21 protein-coding genes are annotated in these 19415 nt (G+C 72.5%); 15 read left to right on the forward strand and 6 right to left on the reverse strand.

Translation table 11 applies throughout. The annotated features are described in order from the left end of the window. Nucleotides 1-52: 52 nt before the first annotated feature. The 3 genes from DAI17_RS02865 to DAI17_RS02875 are packed head-to-tail and all read right to left on the reverse strand — an operon-like array spanning nucleotide 53 to nucleotide 4594. On the reverse strand, nucleotides 53-1393 hold the full coding sequence (locus DAI17_RS02865; protein WP_199904905.1) for a wax ester/triacylglycerol synthase family O-acyltransferase: 1341 nt from the start codon (nucleotides 1391-1393) through the stop codon (nucleotides 53-55). Next, a complete protein-coding gene (locus DAI17_RS02870; protein ID WP_107771359.1) occupies nucleotides 1390-3477 on the reverse strand; it encodes a dehydrogenase in 2088 nt (695 codons plus the stop codon). The genes DAI17_RS02865 and DAI17_RS02870 overlap by 4 nt, the downstream gene beginning before the upstream one ends. A 28-nt stretch (nucleotides 3478-3505) precedes the next feature. Continuing rightward, nucleotides 3506-4594, reverse strand: coding sequence for an SDR family oxidoreductase (locus DAI17_RS02875; RefSeq protein ID WP_234412133.1), 1089 nt, complete (start codon nucleotides 4592-4594; stop codon nucleotides 3506-3508). A 214-nt stretch (nucleotides 4595-4808) separates the two neighbouring features. On the opposite strand from DAI17_RS02875, the gene DAI17_RS02880 reads away from it, so the two are divergent. The 12 genes from DAI17_RS02880 to prfB all read left to right on the forward strand — a co-directional run bounded on the left by DAI17_RS02880 (nucleotide 4809) and on the right by prfB (nucleotide 14463). After that, a complete protein-coding gene (locus tag DAI17_RS02880; RefSeq protein WP_107771360.1) occupies nucleotides 4809-6062 on the forward strand; it encodes a CpaF family protein in 1254 nt (417 codons plus the stop codon). After that, nucleotides 6062-6916 carry a type II secretion system F family protein gene (locus DAI17_RS02885; RefSeq protein ID WP_107771361.1) on the forward strand — a complete coding sequence of 285 codons (855 nt, stop codon included), beginning with the start codon at nucleotides 6062-6064 and terminating at the stop codon, nucleotides 6914-6916. The genes DAI17_RS02880 and DAI17_RS02885 overlap by 1 nt, the downstream gene beginning before the upstream one ends. Then, on the forward strand, nucleotides 6913-7854 hold the full coding sequence (locus tag DAI17_RS02890; protein WP_107771362.1) for a type II secretion system F family protein: 942 nt from the start codon (nucleotides 6913-6915) through the stop codon (nucleotides 7852-7854). The genes DAI17_RS02885 and DAI17_RS02890 overlap by 4 nt, the downstream gene beginning before the upstream one ends. Nucleotides 7855-7900: 46 nt before the next feature. Next, complete coding sequence (locus tag DAI17_RS02895; protein ID WP_107771363.1) at nucleotides 7901-8098, forward strand: hypothetical protein; 198 nt, start codon at nucleotides 7901-7903, stop codon at nucleotides 8096-8098. Between the two features lie 5 nt (nucleotides 8099-8103). Continuing rightward, nucleotides 8104-8505 (forward strand): TadE/TadG family type IV pilus assembly protein, encoded by a 402-nt coding sequence (locus DAI17_RS02900; protein ID WP_234412135.1) that lies wholly within the window; start codon nucleotides 8104-8106, stop codon nucleotides 8503-8505. Next, nucleotides 8502-8966 (forward strand): hypothetical protein, encoded by a 465-nt coding sequence (locus DAI17_RS02905; RefSeq protein WP_107771364.1) that lies wholly within the window; start codon nucleotides 8502-8504, stop codon nucleotides 8964-8966. The genes DAI17_RS02900 and DAI17_RS02905 overlap by 4 nt, the downstream gene beginning before the upstream one ends. Continuing rightward, on the forward strand, nucleotides 8963-9406 hold the full coding sequence (locus tag DAI17_RS02910) for a pilus assembly protein TadG-related protein (protein ID WP_107771365.1): 444 nt from the start codon (nucleotides 8963-8965) through the stop codon (nucleotides 9404-9406). The genes DAI17_RS02905 and DAI17_RS02910 overlap by 4 nt, the downstream gene beginning before the upstream one ends. An 83-nt stretch (nucleotides 9407-9489) precedes the next feature. After that, a complete protein-coding gene (locus tag DAI17_RS02915) occupies nucleotides 9490-10836 on the forward strand; it encodes a phosphoribosyltransferase family protein (protein WP_107771745.1) in 1347 nt (448 codons plus the stop codon). 144 nt (nucleotides 10837-10980) lie between these two features. Continuing rightward, nucleotides 10981-11382 carry a four-helix bundle copper-binding protein gene (locus DAI17_RS02920; RefSeq protein WP_107771366.1) on the forward strand — a complete coding sequence of 134 codons (402 nt, stop codon included), beginning with the start codon at nucleotides 10981-10983 and terminating at the stop codon, nucleotides 11380-11382. A 120-nt stretch (nucleotides 11383-11502) separates the two neighbouring features. Then, a complete protein-coding gene (locus DAI17_RS02925; protein WP_107771367.1) occupies nucleotides 11503-12318 on the forward strand; it encodes a hypothetical protein in 816 nt (271 codons plus the stop codon). A 182-nt stretch (nucleotides 12319-12500) separates the two neighbouring features. Continuing rightward, on the forward strand, nucleotides 12501-13292 hold the full coding sequence (locus DAI17_RS02930) for a hypothetical protein (RefSeq protein WP_107771368.1): 792 nt from the start codon (nucleotides 12501-12503) through the stop codon (nucleotides 13290-13292). A gap of 55 nt (nucleotides 13293-13347) precedes the next feature. Beyond that, complete coding sequence (gene prfB, locus DAI17_RS02935; protein ID WP_107771369.1) at nucleotides 13348-14463, forward strand: peptide chain release factor 2; 1116 nt, start codon at nucleotides 13348-13350, stop codon at nucleotides 14461-14463. A 64-nt stretch (nucleotides 14464-14527) separates the two neighbouring features. Here prfB and DAI17_RS02940 read toward each other — a convergent pair whose 3' ends face one another. From DAI17_RS02940 to DAI17_RS02950, 3 genes are all read right to left on the reverse strand, one after another. Beyond that, the gene (locus tag DAI17_RS02940; RefSeq protein ID WP_107771370.1) at nucleotides 14528-15163 is read right to left on the reverse strand and encodes a hypothetical protein; all 636 of its coding nucleotides are present in this window, start codon (nucleotides 15161-15163) and stop codon (nucleotides 14528-14530) included. Beyond that, nucleotides 15160-15600, reverse strand: a complete 441-nt coding sequence (locus DAI17_RS02945) for a MarR family winged helix-turn-helix transcriptional regulator (protein WP_199904906.1) — start codon at nucleotides 15598-15600, stop codon at nucleotides 15160-15162. Before DAI17_RS02945 ends, DAI17_RS02940 begins: the two co-directional genes overlap by 4 nt. Nucleotides 15601-15680: 80 nt before the next feature. Beyond that, nucleotides 15681-16337 (reverse strand): hypothetical protein, encoded by a 657-nt coding sequence (locus tag DAI17_RS02950; RefSeq protein ID WP_107771371.1) that lies wholly within the window; start codon nucleotides 16335-16337, stop codon nucleotides 15681-15683. A gap of 92 nt (nucleotides 16338-16429) precedes the next feature. Between DAI17_RS02950 and ftsE the strand changes: the two genes are divergently transcribed. The 3 genes from ftsE to DAI17_RS02965 all read left to right on the forward strand — a co-directional run bounded on the left by ftsE (nucleotide 16430) and on the right by DAI17_RS02965 (nucleotide 19409). After that, entirely contained in the window at nucleotides 16430-17119 is a 690-nt protein-coding gene (ftsE, locus tag DAI17_RS02955; RefSeq protein WP_107771372.1) for a cell division ATP-binding protein FtsE, read from the forward strand. Nucleotides 17120-17164: 45 nt separating this feature from the next. After that, nucleotides 17165-18076: a permease-like cell division protein FtsX gene (gene ftsX / locus DAI17_RS02960; protein ID WP_107771373.1), complete on the forward strand. Its 912-nt coding sequence runs from the start codon at nucleotides 17165-17167 to the stop codon at nucleotides 18074-18076. An 88-nt stretch (nucleotides 18077-18164) separates the two neighbouring features. Next, the gene (locus DAI17_RS02965; RefSeq protein WP_107771374.1) at nucleotides 18165-19409 is read left to right on the forward strand and encodes a M23 family metallopeptidase; all 1245 of its coding nucleotides are present in this window, start codon (nucleotides 18165-18167) and stop codon (nucleotides 19407-19409) included. Nucleotides 19410-19415 lie beyond the last annotated feature (6 nt).

Consider the following 19415-nt stretch of genomic DNA (forward strand, 5'->3'; position numbering starts at 1 on the left):
GAGCCCGGATTTCCACCCAGATCGTCCCAAACTACCCACGGGCGTCGGGCGGTCACGCGTCCTCGAGCGTGGCGAGCCGCAGCGCGTCGAGCTCGGCCTCGAAGAACGCGACGAGCCGCTCCGGGCGCGGCACCGTGGCGGCGTCGACCTTGAACCCGATCCGGACCGTGTCGGCGTAGCTGAAGATCGACACGCCCAGGGTCTGCCCCCCGGACCCGGGCACCCAGCCGAGGATGCCGGCGATCTCGACGCCCGCGAGGTAGCGCGGCTCCCTCGGGCCCACCACGTTGGTGGTGACCCCGATGGCCTTGCCGGCGAAGAAGTCGACCAGCGGCTTGTCCAGGGGGGTGTGCAGGTGACCGATGCCCTCGGCGACGGCCGTGGTGATGAACGCCTCGGGGGAGTGCTTGATCCGCTCCATGCGGCGGTGCACCTCGGCGAGCCGTTCGCCCACCGCCATCGGGGCCGTGGGCAGGTGGAGCATGACCAGCGCGAACTTGTTGCCGAGCTCGCGGGGGAGCGGCTGGTCAGGCGGCCGGATGTTCACCGGCACCATCGTCGTCAGGTGGTCGACCGACTCCTCGAACGTCTCCAGGTAGCGGGTGAGCGCGCCTGAGAGGGCGGCGATGAGCACGTCGTTGACCGTGGTGCCGGTGGCCCTCCCGATGGCCTTGATGTCGGGCAGCGGGTGCGGGTCGGACCACGTGAGCTGCTTGTCGACACCCGGCTCACCGCTGAACAGGCTTCCGGGCAGGACGTCGAGGAGCAGCTTGCGCGTGACGCCGACCGCCTTCCACGCCGTGACCGGGACGGTCGGCAGGCGCATGGCGCCGCGCACCAGGCCCGCGGCCGCCGGGACGAGGATCCCGCGTCGGCCCTCGGGCGCGCCCGCCTCCCTGGGAGCGTCGTGGCCACCCGGTGAGGGGTCGGTCAGCGTGAGCATGACCTCGGCCAGCGCCATGCCGTCGGCCATGGCGTGGTGGAGGCGGGTGAAGAGGACGGACCCCTCGCCGTACCCGTCGACCAGCCATGCCTCCCACAGGGGGCGGCTGCGGTCCAGGGGTCGGCTCACCCGCTTCTGCAGGAAGTCGCGCAGCTGCTTGTCGCCTCCCGGCCTGCGCAGCCGTGCCCGGTGCAGGTGATGGGTGAGGGAGAAGCTCGGGTCGTCCTCCCAGGCGGGCAGGTCCCACGGACGGGTCGGCTCGACCGGGCGCTCGTGGAAGACCGGGTAGACGTCGACCAGTCGTTCCTGGATGGTCCTGCGGAACCGGTCCCAGTCCACGGGCTGCTCGGTCCACATGATGCCGTCGATCACCATCAGGTGGTTGGGCCGGTCGGCGTGCAGCCACATGGCATCGGCGCCGCCCATGGTGCGGCGGGTCCCGGTGCTCATGACCCCGCTCCTGCCCGACGGGGGGCCGGCTGCGACCGGGCCGCCAGCGCGAGGGAGCGGATCCGGTCGACGTCGGCGGGGGTGTAGACACCGTTGACGCCCGAGATGGTGGCCAGCCGCATGCCGTGCTTGAGGCCGAGGCGGTAGATCTCCTTGACCTTCTCCCACTCGATGTTGCGGCCGACGGTGAAGCTCTCGAACCTGCCCTCCAGGGCCAGGACGACGGTCTCGGCGAGGCAGGCGTAGGCGACGTTCTTGGGCAGCCCGATGTCCCGCATCTGCACGTCGCCGGGCAGCTCGATCTCGCCCGACTCGATCACCAGCACGTCGGGGCGCTTGGCGACGTCCTCGGCCGACAGGTCGAGCGGTCGGGCGACGTCGGTGATCACGCAGCCGGGCTTGACCGCCATGATGTCGAGGACCCGCTTGCCGGCCCCCGACGTGGCCGTGACGATCAGGTCCATCTCGGGCAGCGCCTCGTCGGGGGTGGCCGCGACGTGCACCTCCGTGCCCGGGTGCTCCCGCTCGATGAGCGCCTTGAGCGCCAGCAGCTTGGCCGACTCCGGGGACACCAGCCACAGGCGGGCCTCGGCGACCGCGAGCAGCCGCGCGCAGACCGACCCGATGGCGCCCGTGGCCCCGACCACCATGGCGTTGCCCCGCAGCGCGCCGTCCTCGTCGACCTCGGCGAGCCCGAGCTGGCGCAGCGCGTCGTGGGCCGCCCACAGCGCCCCCGAGGCGCTGTAGCTGTTGCCGGTCGTCACCGGAAGGGGCGCCTGCCGGGCGACCGTCACCCCGGCGTCGCCGACGACCTTGGTGAAGGCACCCAGCCCCATGATCTGGGCCCCCAGCTTGCGGGCGGTCTCCGCGGCGGTGAGGAGCCGCTTGTAGGTGAACTCGGGGCTGTGCGCCAGCATCTCGTGCGGGGTCCCACCCACGGATATCAGCCAGCCCTCGGCCTCGGCGCCGGTGGGGGAGGTGATGCCGGTGACGTGGCTGTAGGTGAAGGGCGGGCTGTAGGCCACCGCCTTCTCGACCAGGGACATGACCGGTGCCGGCGCGATGCGCGCGAGCGTGTGCAGCGGCTCGACGTTGCCGAGGTGCTCCTGCGACAGCGGGTGGATGACGAACGCGAACCGGCTCTTGCGCCTCGGCCCGTTGGGTCGCAGCAGCCGTGGCTCCAGCCCGGCAGCGACGATCATGTCGAGCAGGTCGTCGTGGGTCAGGGTGCTCTCCCGGTGGACCGTCGCGACCATCAGCGCCTCCAGCGTGGCTGCGTTGACCGTCACCCTCTCGAAGGGCTGCGGCGTCACGTCGACGACGAGGTCGACGCCGCGCGCGCGCAGTTCGGCCAGCCGCTCCGGCGAGGTCTCGGAGGTGATGAGGGTCTTGCCGGCGAGGTCCTCGAGCCCGAAGCCCGCCAGCTCGTCGTACGTCGCGACGAGGACGTCGCTGTCGCGTGCGGCCCGCCGAGCCAGGGCGTGCGCGGTGAGCCGGGCGGGCGAGGCCAGCGGCACCCGGACGGCCTCCGGGACGAGGCGCAGGGCCAGGCCGGTCGCGCCGCCCACGGCGTCGCCGGCGAGCCCGAGCACGGGGTTGACGTGCAGCCGGTCGGGCAGGCCCAGGCGCGGCAGCGCGTCGGCGTGCTCGATGTTGTCGGTGTGCTCGCGCAGGATGCGGACGGTGCGGTCGTGGTGGCGCCCGCCGAGGACGACGGTCCGGGCGTTGGTGAAGTAGCCCGGCATCTCGGTCTCGACACGGCGTACCGCCCACTCCTGGAGCACCTCGAGGAGCTCGGTCCCGGCGGTGACCGGCGTCGAGCCCGCCTCCGCCATGACCCGCTCGCGCGCCCGCAGCTCGCCCGTGTGGAGGCCCGGCACGTGTGCCTCGCGGACGCCCGTGACCGCGATCGCGGCCGCCTTGGGTGCCCACTCGCGCACCAGCGCGCAGGCGGCGTCGACGTCGCCGCCCGTGCCGCGGCGGACCAGCCGGAACCGGGTGCCGAGGAAGGTGACCATCGTGTCGTGGTCCCACTCCGGGCCCATCAGGCTGACGTTGACGACCACCGGTGCCTTGCGTGTCATGTCGCTCCTTCTCCTCGTCGGTGGGACGTCAGACCATGGCGGCGGAGTCGAGCTCGGGGTGCTCGACCATGTAGTCGAGCAGCCGGTCGGCGTACTCCGTGAAGCGCGGGCAGGTCACGCCCGTGCCGGCGAGGTCGGTCGTCGTGTGGGTGGTGTCGTAGGTCGTGGGCGAGGCGAAGTAGTCGAGCGCCTCGACAGGCAGGCCGGTCAGCCGCTCGGCGAGGGGCAACGAGACGACGAGCCTGGCCAGCGACAGCGGCATCGGCACCCAGACGACCCGCCTGCCCAGCCGGGCGGCGAACACGTCGACCAGCTCACGCACCGTGGGCGGGTCCGGGTCGGTGAGGGCGTAGGTGCGGCCCACCGAAGCGTCCAGCACCGACAGCTGGTCCATGGCGTCGACCACGAAGTCGCGGGGGACCAGGCCGAAGCGCACGCGGTCGGGGTCGGCGACGCACGGGACGACGGCGACGAGCGGCTGGCGGCGCAGGAAGGTCGCGAGGAAGTAGGGCCCGTCGAGCTTCTGGGTCGCTCCGGTGCGGGAGTCGCCCACGACGATGCCGGGCCGGTAGATCGTCGCCGGCAGGCCCGCGGCCATGGCCCGGCGCACCAGGAGCTCGGCGTCGTACTTCGTGGACTCGTAGTGGTTGCGGAACTCCTGGCCCATCTCCAGCTCGTCCTCGCGCATCACCCCGTCGTGACGGCCGCTGACGTAGCAGGTGCTGACGTGGTGGAGCCGCTTGAGCCGCGGGAGGGTGCGGCACACGTCCAGCACCCGGTCGGTGCCCACCACGTTGACCCGGTGGGCCACCTCCTCGTCCACCGCCAGGTCGTAGACGGCCGCGAGGTGCCACACCTCGGTGACGTCCTCGAGCAGCTCCTCGTCCGTGCGCGAGAGCCCGAGCCCCGGGGCCACGACGTCGCCCTCCACCAGCTCGACCCGGCCCGCCACGTGCGGCTCGGCGGCCTCGATCGCGTCGAGGCGGTCGCGGGCCTCAGCCAGGTGCGAGGGCTGGACCACGCAGACCGCGCGCGCACCCGGCCGCCTGGCCAGGAGGCGCGGGAGCAGGGCCGACCCGAGGAAGCCGGGGAACCCGGTCATCAGCAGCGCACCCATGCCGCCTCCGCCCTGTCGTCTCGTCGCGTGCCCGTCGTCGCGTGTCCAGCCTTCCAGCGCGCAGCGCGCATCTTCAGTGCCGAACGTCCCGTCCGGGCACGGTCGAACGGCGCGCACGGGAGGTTGTCCACAGGTTCGGTCCAGACCGATGTGTGAGGCGGTCACGCGTGGGTAGGTTGACGCGCAGAGAACCCACTCGGGACGGGGGAATCGCATGACCTTGACGCGCCAGGACTCGCACGGCGAGCTGGTCGAGTCGCTCGACGGGCAGGTGCGCGAGCGCGTCCGCGCCGACGGGGTCGACCCCCAGCGCGACGCCGGGCTGGTGCGCCGCATCGCCGAGGACGTCGTACGCCGCCACGACGAGCGCAGCCTGACCGGAGCCGTCGTGCCGATCGCCGATCCCGACGGTGTCGTGGGCGAGCTGATCGCGCGAGTCTCCGGCTTCGGGCCGCTCCAGCCCTTCCTCGACGACACCGAGGTCGAGGAGATATGGATCAACGACCCCAGCCGCGTCTTCATCGCCCGGCGCGGTCGCCACGAGCTCACCAACCTGATGCTGAGCGCGACCCAGGTGCACGAGCTGGTCGAGCGGATGCTCAAGTCCAGCGGTCGCCGCATCGACCTCAGCCAGCCGTTCGTCGACGCCATGCTGCCCGAGGGGCACCGGCTGCACGTCGTGCTCGAGGGGATCAGCCGCGGCTTCACCGCCGTCAACATCCGCAAGTTCGTGGTGCGCGCCAGCAGGATGGACGACCTGGTCGAGCTCGGCAGCCTTTCGTCCCAGGCGGCGACGTTCCTCGACGCCGCCATCCGGGCGGGGCTCAACGTCCTGGTCGCCGGGGGCACCCAGGCGGGCAAGACGACTTTCCTCAACTGCCTGGCGGCAGCGATCCCCGGCGGCGACCGGGTGATCTCGGCCGAGGAGGTCTTCGAGCTGCGCTTCAGCCACCCGGACTGGGTGCCGATGCAGACCCGGCAGTCCGGTCTGGAGGGCACGGGCGAGATCGCGCTGCGCGACCTGGTCAAGGAGGCGCTGCGCATGCGGCCGAGCCGCGTGGTCGTGGGGGAGGTGCGGGCCGAGGAGTGCCTCGACCTGCTCCTCGCGCTCAACGCCGGGCTGCCCGGCATGTGCACCCTGCACGCCAACAGCGCGCGCGAGGCCCTGGTCAAGATGTGCACCCTGCCGCTGCTGGCCGGGGAGAACATCTCGGCGCGGTTCGTCGTGCCCACGGTGGCCAGCTCGGTCGACCTCGTGGTGCACCTGGGCATCGACGAGCACGGCGTACGCCGCGTCAACGAGATCGTCTCCGTGCCCGGCCGCGTCGAGAACGACATCATCGAGACCGAGCCGCTCTTCGAGCGCCGGGACGGCGAGCTGCGACGGGCCGCCGGGACACCGACCCGGCTCGAGCGGTTCCAGCGCATCGGCATCGACGTGCACCAGATCCTGGCCGGCGGCCGCTGATGGGGGCGCTGGTCGGACTCGGGCTGGGCGTCGGGCTGCTGCTCGTGTGGTCCGCCTTCTACCTGCCCCGCACGCCCCGGCCGCCGCGGCCGGGCGGGACCCGCACGGAGCAGCTGCTCGCCCGTGCGGGACTGGGGGACGTGTCGGTCACGAGCCTGGGGCTCCTCTGCGTGGTCCTCGCCACCATCGCCTTCGTCGTCATCCAAGCGGTCTCGCGCACCGTCCCGGTGGCGGCGATCTTCGCGCTGATGGCCGGCTGGGCGCCCGTGCTGGTGCTCCGGCAGCGGGCCGCGCGGCGCCAGCGGGAGTTCGCCGAGGTGTGGCCGGACGCGGTCGACAACCTGGCCAGCGCGGTCCGCGCCGGCATGTCGCTCCCCGACGCGCTCGGCGCGCTGGGCACCAACGGCCCCGAGGCCCTGCGCGACGCCTTCGACCAGTTCGCGCTGGACTACCAGGTCACCGGCCGCTTCCATGAGTCGCTCGACCTCCTCAAGGCGCGGCTCGCCGACCCCGTCGGCGACCGCGTCGTCGAGGGCCTCCGGATCGCCCGGGAGGTCGGCGGCGGCGAGCTCGGACGCCTGCTGCGCAACCTCTCGGGCTACCTGCGCGACGAGGCCCGCACCCGGTCCGAGCTCGAGTCGCGGCAGGCCTGGACGGTCAACGGAGCCCGGCTCGCGGTGTCGGCGCCGTGGGTGGTGCTCCTCCTGATGACCTTCCAGACCGGCTCCGTGCAGGCGTTCTCCTCGCCGGCGGGCGTGGTCGTCCTCGCGGTCGGGGCCGCCCTGTGCGTGGTCGCCTACCGGGTGATGATGCGCATCGGCCGGCTGCCCGTCGAGAGGCGGATCCTGGCATGACGCTCGCGATGTGGGGTGCGGTCCTCGGTGCCCTGGCGGCCTGCGGCCTGCTGCTGGTGGTCGTCCGGGTGCTGGCCATCCGGCGGCCGCAGCTCGCGCTGCGGGTCACGCCGTACGTCCGGGACCTGCCGCAGGTCGGCCGCACTCCGGCCCTCAAGGTGGCCTCGGCCTCGCCGACGGTGGCCGCGGCGGGGATCTTCGGTCCGTTCCTGCGGTCGGCCGCCGACGGTGTCGAACGGGTGCTCGGTGGCGAGGCCTCCGTACGCCGCCGGCTCGTGCGGGCGGGCAGCGACAAGACGGTGCACGAGTTCAGGATCGAGCAGGTGGTCTGGGGACTGGGCGGCTTCGCGCTCTGCGCGGCCGTGCAGCTGCTGCGCAGCCTGACCGGGGGCGTCAACCCCGTTGCAGCGCTGGCGCTCTGCTGCCTCGGCTTCGCCGCGGGCGTGCTGCTGCGCGACAACCGGCTCTCCGCCCGCGCCACCGAGCGGGAGCGGCAGATGGTCCTGGAGTTCCCCACGCTCGCCGAGATGCTCGCGCTGGCCGTCGCGGCCGGCGAGAGCCCCGTGGCCGCGCTGGACCGCGTCGTACGACGCAGCGGCGGCGAGCTCTCCGTCGAGCTCGGCCGCGTGCTGGCCCGGATCCGCACGGGCACGCCGGTGGCCATGGCGTTCGAGCGGATGGCGGCCACCACCGGGGTGCCGATGGTCGCGCGCTTCGCCACCGGCATCGCAGTGTCCATCGAGCGCGGCACCCCGTTGGCCGACGTGCTGCACGCCCAGGCGGGCGACGTGCGCGAGGCCGGGCGCCGCGCGCTCATCGAGACCGCCGCACGCAAGGAGGTCTTCATGATGGCGCCGGTCGTCTTCCTCGTCCTGCCGGTGACGGTGCTGTTCGCCTTCTTTCCCGGCGCACTGGGCCTGCGGCTCGTCGTGCCCTGACGCCACCCACGACCAGATCGATCCGACCACTCACACGGGGGTACCCATGCACACCACACTCGCGGCGCTCGTGCTCCGCACCCTGCTCACGCTCAACGGCCCGCCGCGGCGCGACGAGCGAGGCGACGTGCCCGGCTGGGTGATGGTCACGGTGATGACCATCGGCCTGGCGATCGCGATCTTCACCTTCGCCGAGGAGCCGCTCAAGGGACTGCTCAGCGCCGCGTTCAACCAGGTCAAGTAGCGCCCGTGCCCGCCGCCCGGCACCGCCGGCAGCCCGGGGAGCGCGGCTCGGCCGTCGTGGACTTCGTGATGGTCCTCGTCGTGCTGCTGCCGCTGTTCATCGGGCTGCTCCAGCTCGCGCTGGTGCTGCACGTGCGCAACACCCTCTCCTCGGCCGCCGCCGAGGGTGCTCGGTACGCCGCGGTGGCGGGGGCGACGCCGCAGGACGGCGTCGCCAAGGCCCGCGAGCAGGTCTCCGGCGCCCTCGACCCGGCGTACGCCGAGGAGGTGCGGATCGAGCCGGTGAGCATCGACGGCGCGGCGGCGTACGAGCTCACGATCGACGCCCGTGTCCCCACGCTGGGGCTCGGTGGCATCGCGTTCGAGTTCTCGGTGAGCGGCAACGCGATCCGGGAGGAGGTGCCGTGAGGCGGGTCCGCGACGACCGGGGGAGTGCGCTGGTCGAGTTCTGCTGGGTGGGGCTGATCCTCTTCATCCCGCTCACCTGGATCGTGATCTCGGTCTTCGAGGTCCAGCGCGGCGCGTTCGCGGTCAACGGTGCCGCCCGCGCGGCGGCACGGGCGTTCGCGCTCGCCCCGGACGACGCAACCGGCCAGGCTCGGGCGCAGGCGGTGGCCGCCCGGACGCTGGCCGACCAGGGCGGCGAGGGCATGGTCGCGAAGGTCCGGGTCACCTGCGGCGGGCTCCCCAGCTGCCACGTGGGCACCGCGGTCATCACCGTGCAGGTCAGCTCCCGCGTCGAGATGCCGCTGCTGCCCGACGTGCTGGCCTCTGAGCGCCGCAGCTTCAACCTCGAGGCCCGGCACACGGTGCCGATCGGCCAGTACGTCGAGGCGGGCGGGCCGGACGACGCAGGGAGCGGCGAGTGAGGCGTCGTACCGAGCAGGGGTCGGCGATCCCGCTGATCGTGGGCCTGGCCGGCGTGCTCGTGCTGGCCATCGCGGTGGTCGTCAACGCGTCCTCGGCGTTCATGCAGCGTCAGTCGCTCGACACCCTGGCCGACGGTGCCGCGCTCCACGGGGCCGACATCGGGTCGGCGGGGGTGTACGCCGAGGGGTTGCCGACCCAGAGGCTGCTCCAGGAGGAGCGTGCGGTCCGGGCCGCCGTGCAGGACTACCTGCGCCGGGTCGGCGCCTACGAGACCTACGGCGACATCACGGTCGTCGCGCGGGTCGACCCCACAGCCCGGGCAGTGACGGTCACCCTGAGCGCTCCCGTGGACCTGCCGCTCAGCGTGCCGGGCACGCCGAGCCGGCCCACGGTCTCGGCCAGCGGCCGTGCGGCGGTCACCATCCAGCCCGCTGGCTGAAAGGTCGGGACCAACGCCACTGCCGGGCGGCGATCCCGCCGGGTGAGGATCGTTTCGAGGGACGTCGTACGGAGGTGGCCGCGATGGTGGTCTTCGCTGACCGGGCCGAGGGCGGACGACGGCTGGCCGAGCGCCTCGAGCCGTTCCGTGGGCAGGACGCGGTCGTGCTCGGCCTCCCGCGAGGCGGGGTGCCGGTGGCGTTCGAGGTCGCGACGGCGCTCGGACTCCCGCTGGACGTGATCGTGGTCCGCAAGCTGGGCCTGCCGTTCCAGCACGAGCTGGCGATAGGGGCCATCGGCGAGGGCGGGTTCCGGGTCGTCGACCGCGACCTCGTCCGGCGGGCGCGCGTCTCGCCGTACGACCTCGACGAGGTCGAGCGGCGCGAGCGCGAGGAGCTCGACAATCGGGTCCGGCGCTTCCGCCGAGGGCGGGACCGGGTCGACCTGACCGGGCGCATCGCCGTGGTCGTCGACGACGGGGTGGCGACCGGGTCCACGGCCAGGGTGGCCGCCGAGGTCGCCCGCCACCTCGGCGCCGACCGCGTCGTGCTCGCCGTGCCGGTGGCGCCCGACGACACGGTGCGTGACCTCGACTGCTTCGACGAGGTGGTGGCGCTGGCGACACCTCGACCCTTCATCGCGGTCGGCAACCACTACCGCGACTTCTCGCCGACCACCGACGACGAGGTGGTCGTCCTCCTGGACGCGGCCCAGCGCCGGCGGCGGGGCAGCCCGGCCCACAGCAACCCCGGCGTCGACGAGGAGGTCGCGATCCCCGTGGACCACCGCGGGCGCCCCGTCGTCGTGGAGGGCCACCTGCACCTGCCGAAGGACCCCACCGGCGTGGTCGTCTTCGCGCACGGCAGCGGCAGCAGCCGCCACAGCCCCCGCAACCGGTACGTCGCCTCGGTCCTCTTCGAGGCGGGGCTCGGCACGCTGCTGATGGACCTGCTGACCCCCGAGGAGGAGCGGGTCCGCGCCAACGTCTTCGACATCGCGCTGCTCGCCGACCGGCTGGTGGCCGCCACCGACTGGCTGCGCACCCGCCCGGAGACCGCCTCGGTGTCCCTCGGCCTCTTCGGCGCGAGCACCGGTGCGGCGGCGGCCCTCGCGGCGGCGGCGACGCCCGGCGCGGACGTGGCCGCGGTGGTCTCGCGCGGCGGGCGGCCGGACCTGGCGGAGTCCGTGCTCCAGTACGTCACGGCCCCCACGCTCCTCATCGTCGGCAGTCGCGACGACGTCGTCCTCGACCTCAACCGGCACGCCCTGGCGCGGCTCGGGGGGCCGTGCCGGCTCGCGGTCGTCGAGGGAGCCACCCACCTGTTCGAGGAGCCGGGCACGCTGTCCGAGGCGGCGACGCTGGCCCGGGACTGGTTCGTCCGGCACCTCAGGGTCAGCGACGTCCAGCCGTCCCCGTCGGAGGGCCGGTGACGACGCGTCGCTGACGGGCCTGCGACCCGGGTGAGCGAGACCGGGCCTGCATGGTGACGGCGCCTCTGGGTACCGCTCGGAGGTCTGGCGACAGTCGCGACGCGGCCGCCACCCGGTGGCCCGCTGTCGACCCGGGAGGAACCGATGACGCACACCGAGATGCTCCAGGCCCACCCCTCGACCCAGGAGGGCGTCGACGTGAGCGCCCTCGCGGACTGCATCGCCGCGTGCTTCGAGTGCGCGCAGGTGTGCACGGCCTGCGCGGACGCCTGCCTCGCCGAGCCGATGGTCGCCGAGCTGACCCGCTGCATCACCACCGACCTCGACTGTGCCGACGTCTGCGCCGCCACGGGCCGCGTGCTCACCCGGCGCACGGGGACCGACGGGGCACTGGTCCGCTCGCTGCTCGAGGCCTGCGCAGCCGCCTGCGCCACCTGCGCCGAGGAGTGCGAGCAGCACGCGGGGATGCACGAGCACTGCCGCATCTGCGCCGAGGCCTGCCGCCGGTGCGAGGAAGCCTGCCGGGCCCTGCTCGCCACCCTCTGACGGCGGCGCCGGACGCCGGGTCCGGGCCGACGGAAATTCCCCGGCAACCAAACCGCACCGCCGCGCATCTCCTCCTGCGAAGCGAGCCCGACCGGGCAGCCATGACGCAGGAGAAGAACGATGAAGCGCATCACCACCACCCTCACCACGCTCGCCGCAGCGGCAGCCGTGGTCGCCGGACCGCTGGCCATGACCGCCACCACCGCGCAGGCCGCGGACGCCGGCGCGCGCAAGGCTGCGACGTACAAGGTCACCGCGAAGGTCAACAAGGACGTCGTCACCGTCGGTGAGGACGTCGTCAAGGTCCGCGGCAAGGTGACCCCCCGGGCCGCCGGCCAGGAGGTCCGCCTCCAGCAGCGCAAGGAGGGCAAGAACCGCTGGAAGGGCAGCGGCAAGGCCACGATCAAGCGCAACGGCACGTTCGTGCTCAAGGACAAGCCCAGCCTGGCCGGCACCCGGGAGTACCGCGTGCTCAAGCCCGCGGGCAAGGGCCTGAAGAAGGGGACCAGCCCGGTGCTCAGCGTGGACGTCTACAAGTGGGAGAAGCTGGCCGACCGGGCCAAGGGAGCGAGCGCCAACATCCCGGCCTACCCCGGCCTGACCGGCGCCATGATCGGTAGCGAGTACTACGACGCCAGCCTGATGCCGGTGGAGTCCGGGACCCCGGCGTACGTCGAGTACACGCTCGGTCGCCTCTGCACCGACCTGCGCGCCACCTACGCCCTCGACGACCGCTCCGAGAGCGGCGCGACCGGCGCCGTGAAGCTCCTCGTCGACGGTGCCACCAAGGTCGACCAGGGCCTCGTCGTCGGCCAGGTCGTCGAGTCGACCACCGACGTGACCGACGCGTTCCGCCTGCGCTACGAGCTCACCTCCACCGCCACTCCGGCGTCCAAGCCGGTCGTCGCGACCCCCGAGGTCCGCTGCACGAAGTGACCCCCGATCCACGCCGGGAGCGCCGCCCACGGGGGTCGGTGGCGCTCCCGGCGTGCTGTCGTCGGGAGTCCGCGGTCCGCGGTCCGCTGCACCAAAGTGGTCATGCGCCGGCGCGCCCGGCGGTCCTACGATGCGAGGAAGGGAACGGTCCGGGCCGTCACAGCGACCGGGAGGACCCCACGATGCGTCTCACCACCCTGATGGCAGCGGTCGTGGCCGTCGTCCCGATGTCCGTGACGGCCACCCCGAGCGCCCACGGCGCCCCCGACGGCGTGCGCAAGCCGGCGGCGTACACCGTCACGGCGACGGTCAAGACCCACGACCTCGACCTCGGCGAGGGCGTCGTCACGGTCCGGGGCAAGGTGACACCGCGGGCCGTGGGCAAGAAGGTGGTCCTCCAGGAGCGTCGCAAGGGCGCGGGGAGGTGGGCCGTCAGCAGCAGGACGACGATCGGTCGCAACGGGACCTACCTGCTCACCGACGAGCCCGCCGAGGTGGGCACCTTCGAGTACCGCGTCGTCAAGCGCCGTTCCGACGGGGTGCGGAGGGGGACCAGCCCGACGATCGAGGTCAGCGTCTACGCGTGGCAGAAGCTCGCCCAGCGGCCGCGGGGTCCTTTCGAGAACATCGCCGTGTCCAGCACCGCGCTCATCGCGGGCGTGCCCTACGCCTACTCCTTCCAGCCCTTCGTCCGCGGTGCGCCGTCGTACGTCGAGTACCCGCTGAGGGGGCTCTGCACCGAGCTGCGCACGGCGTACGCCATGCACGACAGCGCGGCGGAGGGCTCGTCGTCCCGCATCACGCTCGCCCTCGACGGGGTGCCGGCGGTCGACCAGGTGCTCGTGAAGGGCCAGGTGGTCGCCTCGACCACCGACCTGACCGGTGCGTCGGTGCTGCGCTACGACCTCTTCTCCAACGCGACCCCGGCCAGCTACCCGGTCGTCGTCACCCCGGAGGTCCGCTGCACCAAGTGATCCCGCACGCCTGGCTTTCGACACTCCTCACGCCCGCGCCGTAGTGTTGGTCCTTGTGGCGAGCACCGACTTCGAAGCAGAGATCAAGCAGCTCCAGGCGACCATGAAGACCATCGGCCAGGTCCTCGACCTGGACGCGATGCGCAAGGAGATCGCCGAGCTGGGGGAGCAGGTGGCCGCTCCCGACCTGTGGGACGACCAGGAGAACGCCACGCGCGTCACCGGGCGCCTCTCGATGCTGCAGGGCGAGCTCGACCGCTTCACCTCGCTCGAGACCCGCGTCGACGACCTCGAGCTGATGGTCGAGATGGCCACCGAGGAGGGCGACGCCGACACCCTCGCCGAGTCCGAGCGCGAGCTGGCCCGCATCAAGAAGTCCGTGGAGTCCCTCGAGATCCGCACCCTGCTCTCCGGCGAGTACGACGCCCGCGAGGCGCTCGTGACCATCCGCTCGGGCGCCGGTGGCGTCGACGCCGCCGACTTCGCCGAGATGCTGATGCGGATGTACACGCGCTGGGCCGAGCAGCACAAGTATCCCGTCGAGGTCTTCGAGACGTCGTACGCCGAGGAGGCCGGCCTCAAGTCCGCCACCTTCGCGATCCACGCTCCCTACGCCTACGGCACCCTGTCCGTCGAGGCCGGCACCCACCGCCTCGTGCGGATCAGCCCCTTCGACAACCAGGGCCGCCGGCAGACGTCGTTCGCCGCGGTCGAGGTGGTGCCCGTCCTCGAGCAGACCGACGACATCGAGATCCCCGACGAGGAGATCCGCGTCGACGTCTACCGCTCGGGCGGCCCCGGCGGCCAGTCGGTCAACACCACCGACTCCGCGGTCCGGCTCACGCACATCCCGACCGGCACGGTCGTCAGCTGCCAGAACGAGAAGTCGCAGCTGCAGAACAAGGCCTCGGCGATGGTCGTCCTCAAGGCCAAGCTCCTCGCGCTCAAGAAGGCCGAGGAGAAGGCGCACCTCGACGGACTCCGCGGCGACGTCGCGGCCTCGTGGGGCGACCAGATGCGCAACTACGTGCTCAACCCCTACCAGATCGTCAAGGACCTGCGGACCGCCCACGAGTCGGGCAACCCGCAGGCGGTCTTCGACGGTGACATCGACCCCTTCCTCGAGGCCGGCATCCGCTGGCGGCGCGGCGCCGAGAAGGTCGACGCCTGACGCTGCGCCGGACGTCATGAGCATCCGACGCCCCGGCGACTGATCTCCATGACTGCGGCCGCGATCAGCGAGCGGGTGCAGACCGCCGGCGCCTGAGCAGCTCGGCCACCTCGCGCGGCTCGTCGACCCAGAGGCCCACGCGGCTCACGGTCGACGAGCCGTTGGGCGTCGTGAGCACGGTCGGTCCCTCGAGGACGAGCTCGAGGTTGGTGCGGCTGCTGACGCCCACCAGCAGCAGGGCCTCCGGCTCCTCGTCCTCGACGTGCACCGACCTCACGATCCCCGGCAGCTGGTGCTCGGCCGAGCGGATCGAGGTGATCGCGCCGAGAGGGACCGCCACACGCGTCCGGGCACCGCTGCGCACCACCAGCTCGGTGTCGGTCAGCAGGTGCGGCTTCACCCGGTAGGACGCCAACAGGCCCAGCATCCACAGCAGGCCCCACACGCCCACGACGAGCAGCGGCACCCGGAGCGAGGGGAGCCACCGGCTCAGCACCACGTCGAGCACGACGACCTCGACCGCGGACCCGAAGATCCACAGCCAGATCATGGGGGCGGCGAGCCGCGCGTAGCCGACAGGCGTGGTGCCACGGGGCACGTCGGGCCGCCGGGCGACCCAGCGGGCGAGGGCCCGGTACAACGCCACCTCGAGCAGCAGTGCGTCGCGTGCCAGCGCCCACGCGCGCCGTACGGCGGTCATCGTGCTTCCTCCATCAGTCGGGCGAACCGCGCGGCGGTCTCCTCGAGCACCTCGGCGAAGACGGCGAGGCGCTCGCGGGGCACCTCGTCGAAGAGCCGCTGAGCCAGGTCCTCGTGGCTGCGGACGAGGTCCGCGATCGCCCGGCGGCCCTTCTCGGTCGGCGTCACCAGCGTGGCGCGGCGGTCGGCGGGGTGGGGTTCCCTCGTGACGTGCCCGCTCGTGACGAGCCCGTCGACGAGGCCGGTCACGTTGCGCGGGGTGACGTCCAGCGCCACCGCAAGCGCTTGCTGCGTGCTCGGACCTGCCTGTCCCAGGACCCACAGCAGGTGGACCCGCGAGGTGGTCAGGCCCTCGTCCCGCTCGAAGCGCGCGAGGTCGGCTTGCACGAGCGTCGACAGGAGGAGCACCCGGTCGAGCACCACGGTCAGGTCGGTCATATGATGAATGTACTTCACCATGAACGAGCGTCACGAATTCGTCCTGAGCCGGGCCGAGCGGGTCCGGCGAGGACCGGGGATCAGCCGGTGCGGACCGCCTCGAGCACCACGACGCACCAGCGGCCGACGCGCTCGGCGTCGCCCGTGCCCGTCATCCGGCAGGCGAGCCACGTGTCGCCGACGAGCCCCTGGTAGGTCGTGTGCTTGTCGCGCCCGTCCGTGCAGGTGACGACCACCGCGGGGGAGCCGATCTCGGGGACGTCCTTGGGGGTGCAGTCGCCCCGGCCGGCCTCCCGGGCCCACCGCCGCGCGCTGTCCCGGCCCACCGGCGTGCCGAAGACCCAGGCCGAGGCGGTGGTGTCACCGGCGGTGACCGAGCAGCCCCACTCGTTGGCGACCGAGTCGGTGCCCGGCACCCGCGCCCCCGGACGCCACGCGACGGGGTCGTCGGCCGTCTCCGTGCCGATCGCCAGCGCCGCCGACTCGGCCGCGATGCGCCCGCAGAAGGGTGCCCGCACGACGGCGAGGTCCTCGCGGTCGTAGTCGGCCAGCGGGGTCGCGCTCGCCACCGGCGCGGGGGACGGCGCCTCCGCGGTCTCCTCGAGCGGGTCGGCCACGAGGACCGCTCGGCCCAGCACGATCGCCAGCGCGGTGACCACGACGGCGACGGCTCCCAGGAGCGCGACCGTGACCCGGCCGCGGCGCGGACGGGGCGTCGTACGGCGCCTGCTGCTCACCCGGTCACCCTAGATGTGACGTCCGTCGGGCCGGCCGGGGCCGGGGCGCGCCGAATCGGGACGGTTGGGCGACGGCGCGTAGCCTCGCACCCGTGATTCGCTTCGACCAGGTCACCAAGACCTACCCCGGACACCCCCACGCGGCGCTCGACCAGGTCTCGGTCGACGTCGAGAAGGGTGAGTTCGTCTTCCTCGTGGGCTCGTCGGGCTCGGGCAAGTCGACCTTCCTGCGGCTGGTGCTGCGCGAGTACCGCCCGACCTCGGGACGGGTGTACGTCGCGGGCAAGGAGATCAACCGGCTGGCGAGCTGGAAGGTCCCGCGGCTGCGTCGCGAGATCGGCACCGTCTTCCAGGACTTCCGCCTGCTCACCAACAAGACGGTGAGCGAGAACGTCGCCTTCGCGCTCCAGGTCATCGGCAAGTCCCGCAGCGACATCGCCACCCTCGTCCCCGAGACGCTGGAGATGGTCGGCCTCGAGAGCAAGGGCGAGCGGATGCCCGACGAGCTCTCGGGTGGTGAGCAGCAGCGCGTCGCGATCGCGCGAGCCTTCGTCAACCGCCCGATGATCCTCATCGCCGACGAGCCGACCGGCAACCTGGACCCCACCACCTCGGTCGGCATCATGAAGCTGCTCGACCGCATCAACCGCACCGGGACCACGGTGATCATGGCCACCCACGATGCCGGGATCGTCGACCAGATGCGCAAGCGCGTCATCGAGCTCGAGGACGGTCGCGTGGTGCGCGACCAGGTCCAGGGCGTCTACGGCATCCAGAACTGATCCCCGCGCGCACCGCGCGCCCGTCTGAACGTCTGAAAGAGAGCAATGCAGCTTCGCTACGTCTTCTCCGAGCTCGGCCAGGGGTTGCGGCGCAACCTGTCCATGCACCTCGCGGTGGTGCTGACGCTCTTCGTCTCGCTGACCCTGGTCGGCCTCGGCGTGCTGTTCAACCAGCAGGCCACCAAGGCGGCCGAGCACTGGGGCAGCCAGCTCCAGATCACGGTCTTCCTGTGCCGGGCCGACGACGGCAACCCGGCGTGCGCCGGCGAGGTCACCGACGCCCAGCGCAGCGAGATCGAGACGGTCGTCCAGGAGAACCCCGAGGTCGCGGACTACCACTTCGAGAGCAAGGAGGTGGCGTTCGAGAAGGTCAAGGAGCTGCTCGGGCCCGAGCGCTTCGAGGGCCCCAACCCGGCGGCCACCGCCGAGGACCTGCCGGAGTCGATGTGGATCGAGCTCGAGGACCCCGAGGAGTACCGCGGCATCACCAGCGCGGTGGAGGGGCTCGACGGCGTCTCGCAGGTGCGTGACATGAGACAGGTGATCGCGCCGATCATCGGCTCGATCAACATGCTCCAGTGGGTCGCGCTCGGCACCGCCGGCTTCCTCGTCTTCGCCGCCCTGCTCCTGGTCGGCAACACCATCCGGCTGGCGGCCTTCGCCCGGCGCAAGGAGATCGGCATCATGCGGCTGGTGGGCGCCTCGACGCTCTACATCGCGCTGCCCTTCCTCCTCGAGGCGCTGGTCACCGCGCTCATCGGCGTGCTGCTCGCGGCGGGTGCCCTGGCGGCCTTCATGTACTTCGGCATCGAGCAGCGCGGCAACGACCAGCTCAAGTTCATGCCGTGGATCGGCATGGAGGAGTACGTCGTGGCGCTGGGCGCCGTGGCGCTGCTCGGGCCGCTGCTCACCGTGATCCCGACACTCGTGCTGACGAGGAAATACCTCAAAGTCTGATTCCCGCGGGATACCTTCGGTCCGTTCTCTTCCCCGAACGACCAAAGGCTTCCCGGTGCGATCCTTCCCCCGTACCGCTCGCCGGCGCATGGCCGCAGCGTCCGTCGCTGCCGCCCTGCTGGTGGGCACCGTGTCCGTCCCGTACGCGTCCGCCGACGACCTCAAGGACAAGCAGCGCAAGGTCGAGAAGAGCATCGGCCACGCGCACGACGACCTCGAGCACTCCAGCGAGCGCCTGCAGGCCGCGAGCGCGCGGCTCGAGGCGGCCCGCTCCCAGCTCGCCACCGCGCGCAGCCAGCTCGCCACCGCCCGGGGCCGGCTCGCCGTCGCCGAGGAGCGGGACGCGCAGATGCAGGCCGCGCTCGTGCAGGCCGAGGCCGACCTGGCGACCGCCGAGGCCGAGCTGGCCGCCGGCCGCCAGCACATGGACGAGCAGGCCGACGTGGTCGCCGGCACCGTGTCCGACATCTACATGGAGGGTGACCCGCAGCTGCTGGCCTTCTCCTCGATGCTCGAGTCCGCCTCCACCGACGACCTGACCCGTCACGAGGAGGTGCGCGACGTGATCATCGGTCGCGAGTCGCGCGCCTTCGACGCGCTGCACGCCGCCGAGGTGCTGCTCGAGGTGCGCGAGCGCCAGGTCGAGGAGGCGCGCGACGAGGTGGCGGTCAAGCGGCAGGAGGCGGCCGACAACCTGGTCGTCAAGCAGGAGCTGGAGAGCGAGGCCGAGGCCGCCAAGGCCTCCGTGGCCGCGCTCGTGGGGGAGCGGTCCTCGGCGCGGGCCGAGGCCAGCAAGGCCCGCGCTGCCGACGTGCGCCAGCTCAAGCAGCTCGAGCGGGAGGCCGCCCACATCGAGGAGATGCTGCGCAAGCGGGCCGCGGCCGCGCTCGCCCGGGCCCGGGCCAAGGCCGCCGCGCAGGGCCGCAGCGTCCCCACCGGCGGCACCCTGATGATGCCCGTCGGCGGCGGGATCACCTCACCGTTCGGCTTCCGCACGCACCCGATCTACGGCTACTGGGGCCTCCACGACGGCACCGACTTCGGCGGCGGGTGCGGCCAGCCCATCCACGCGGCCGAGTCGGGTCGCGTCGTGTCGTCGTACTGGAGCGACGTCTACGGCCGCCGGCTCATCGTCGACCACGGGGCGCTCAACGGCGCCGGCGTCGCGACGATCTACAACCACGCGAGCAGCTACACCGTGGGCACCGGCGCGCAGGTGCAGCGCGGCCAGGTCATCGGGTACGTCGGCGACACCGGCTGGTCCACCGCCTGCCACCTGCACTTCACGGTGATGGCCAACGGCCGCGCCGTGGACCCGCAGAACTGGTTCTGAGTCGAC

It is taken from the genome of Nocardioides sediminis (assembly GCF_003047295.1).
Taxonomy (GTDB): Bacteria; Actinomycetota; Actinomycetes; order Propionibacteriales; family Nocardioidaceae; genus Nocardioides; species Nocardioides sediminis.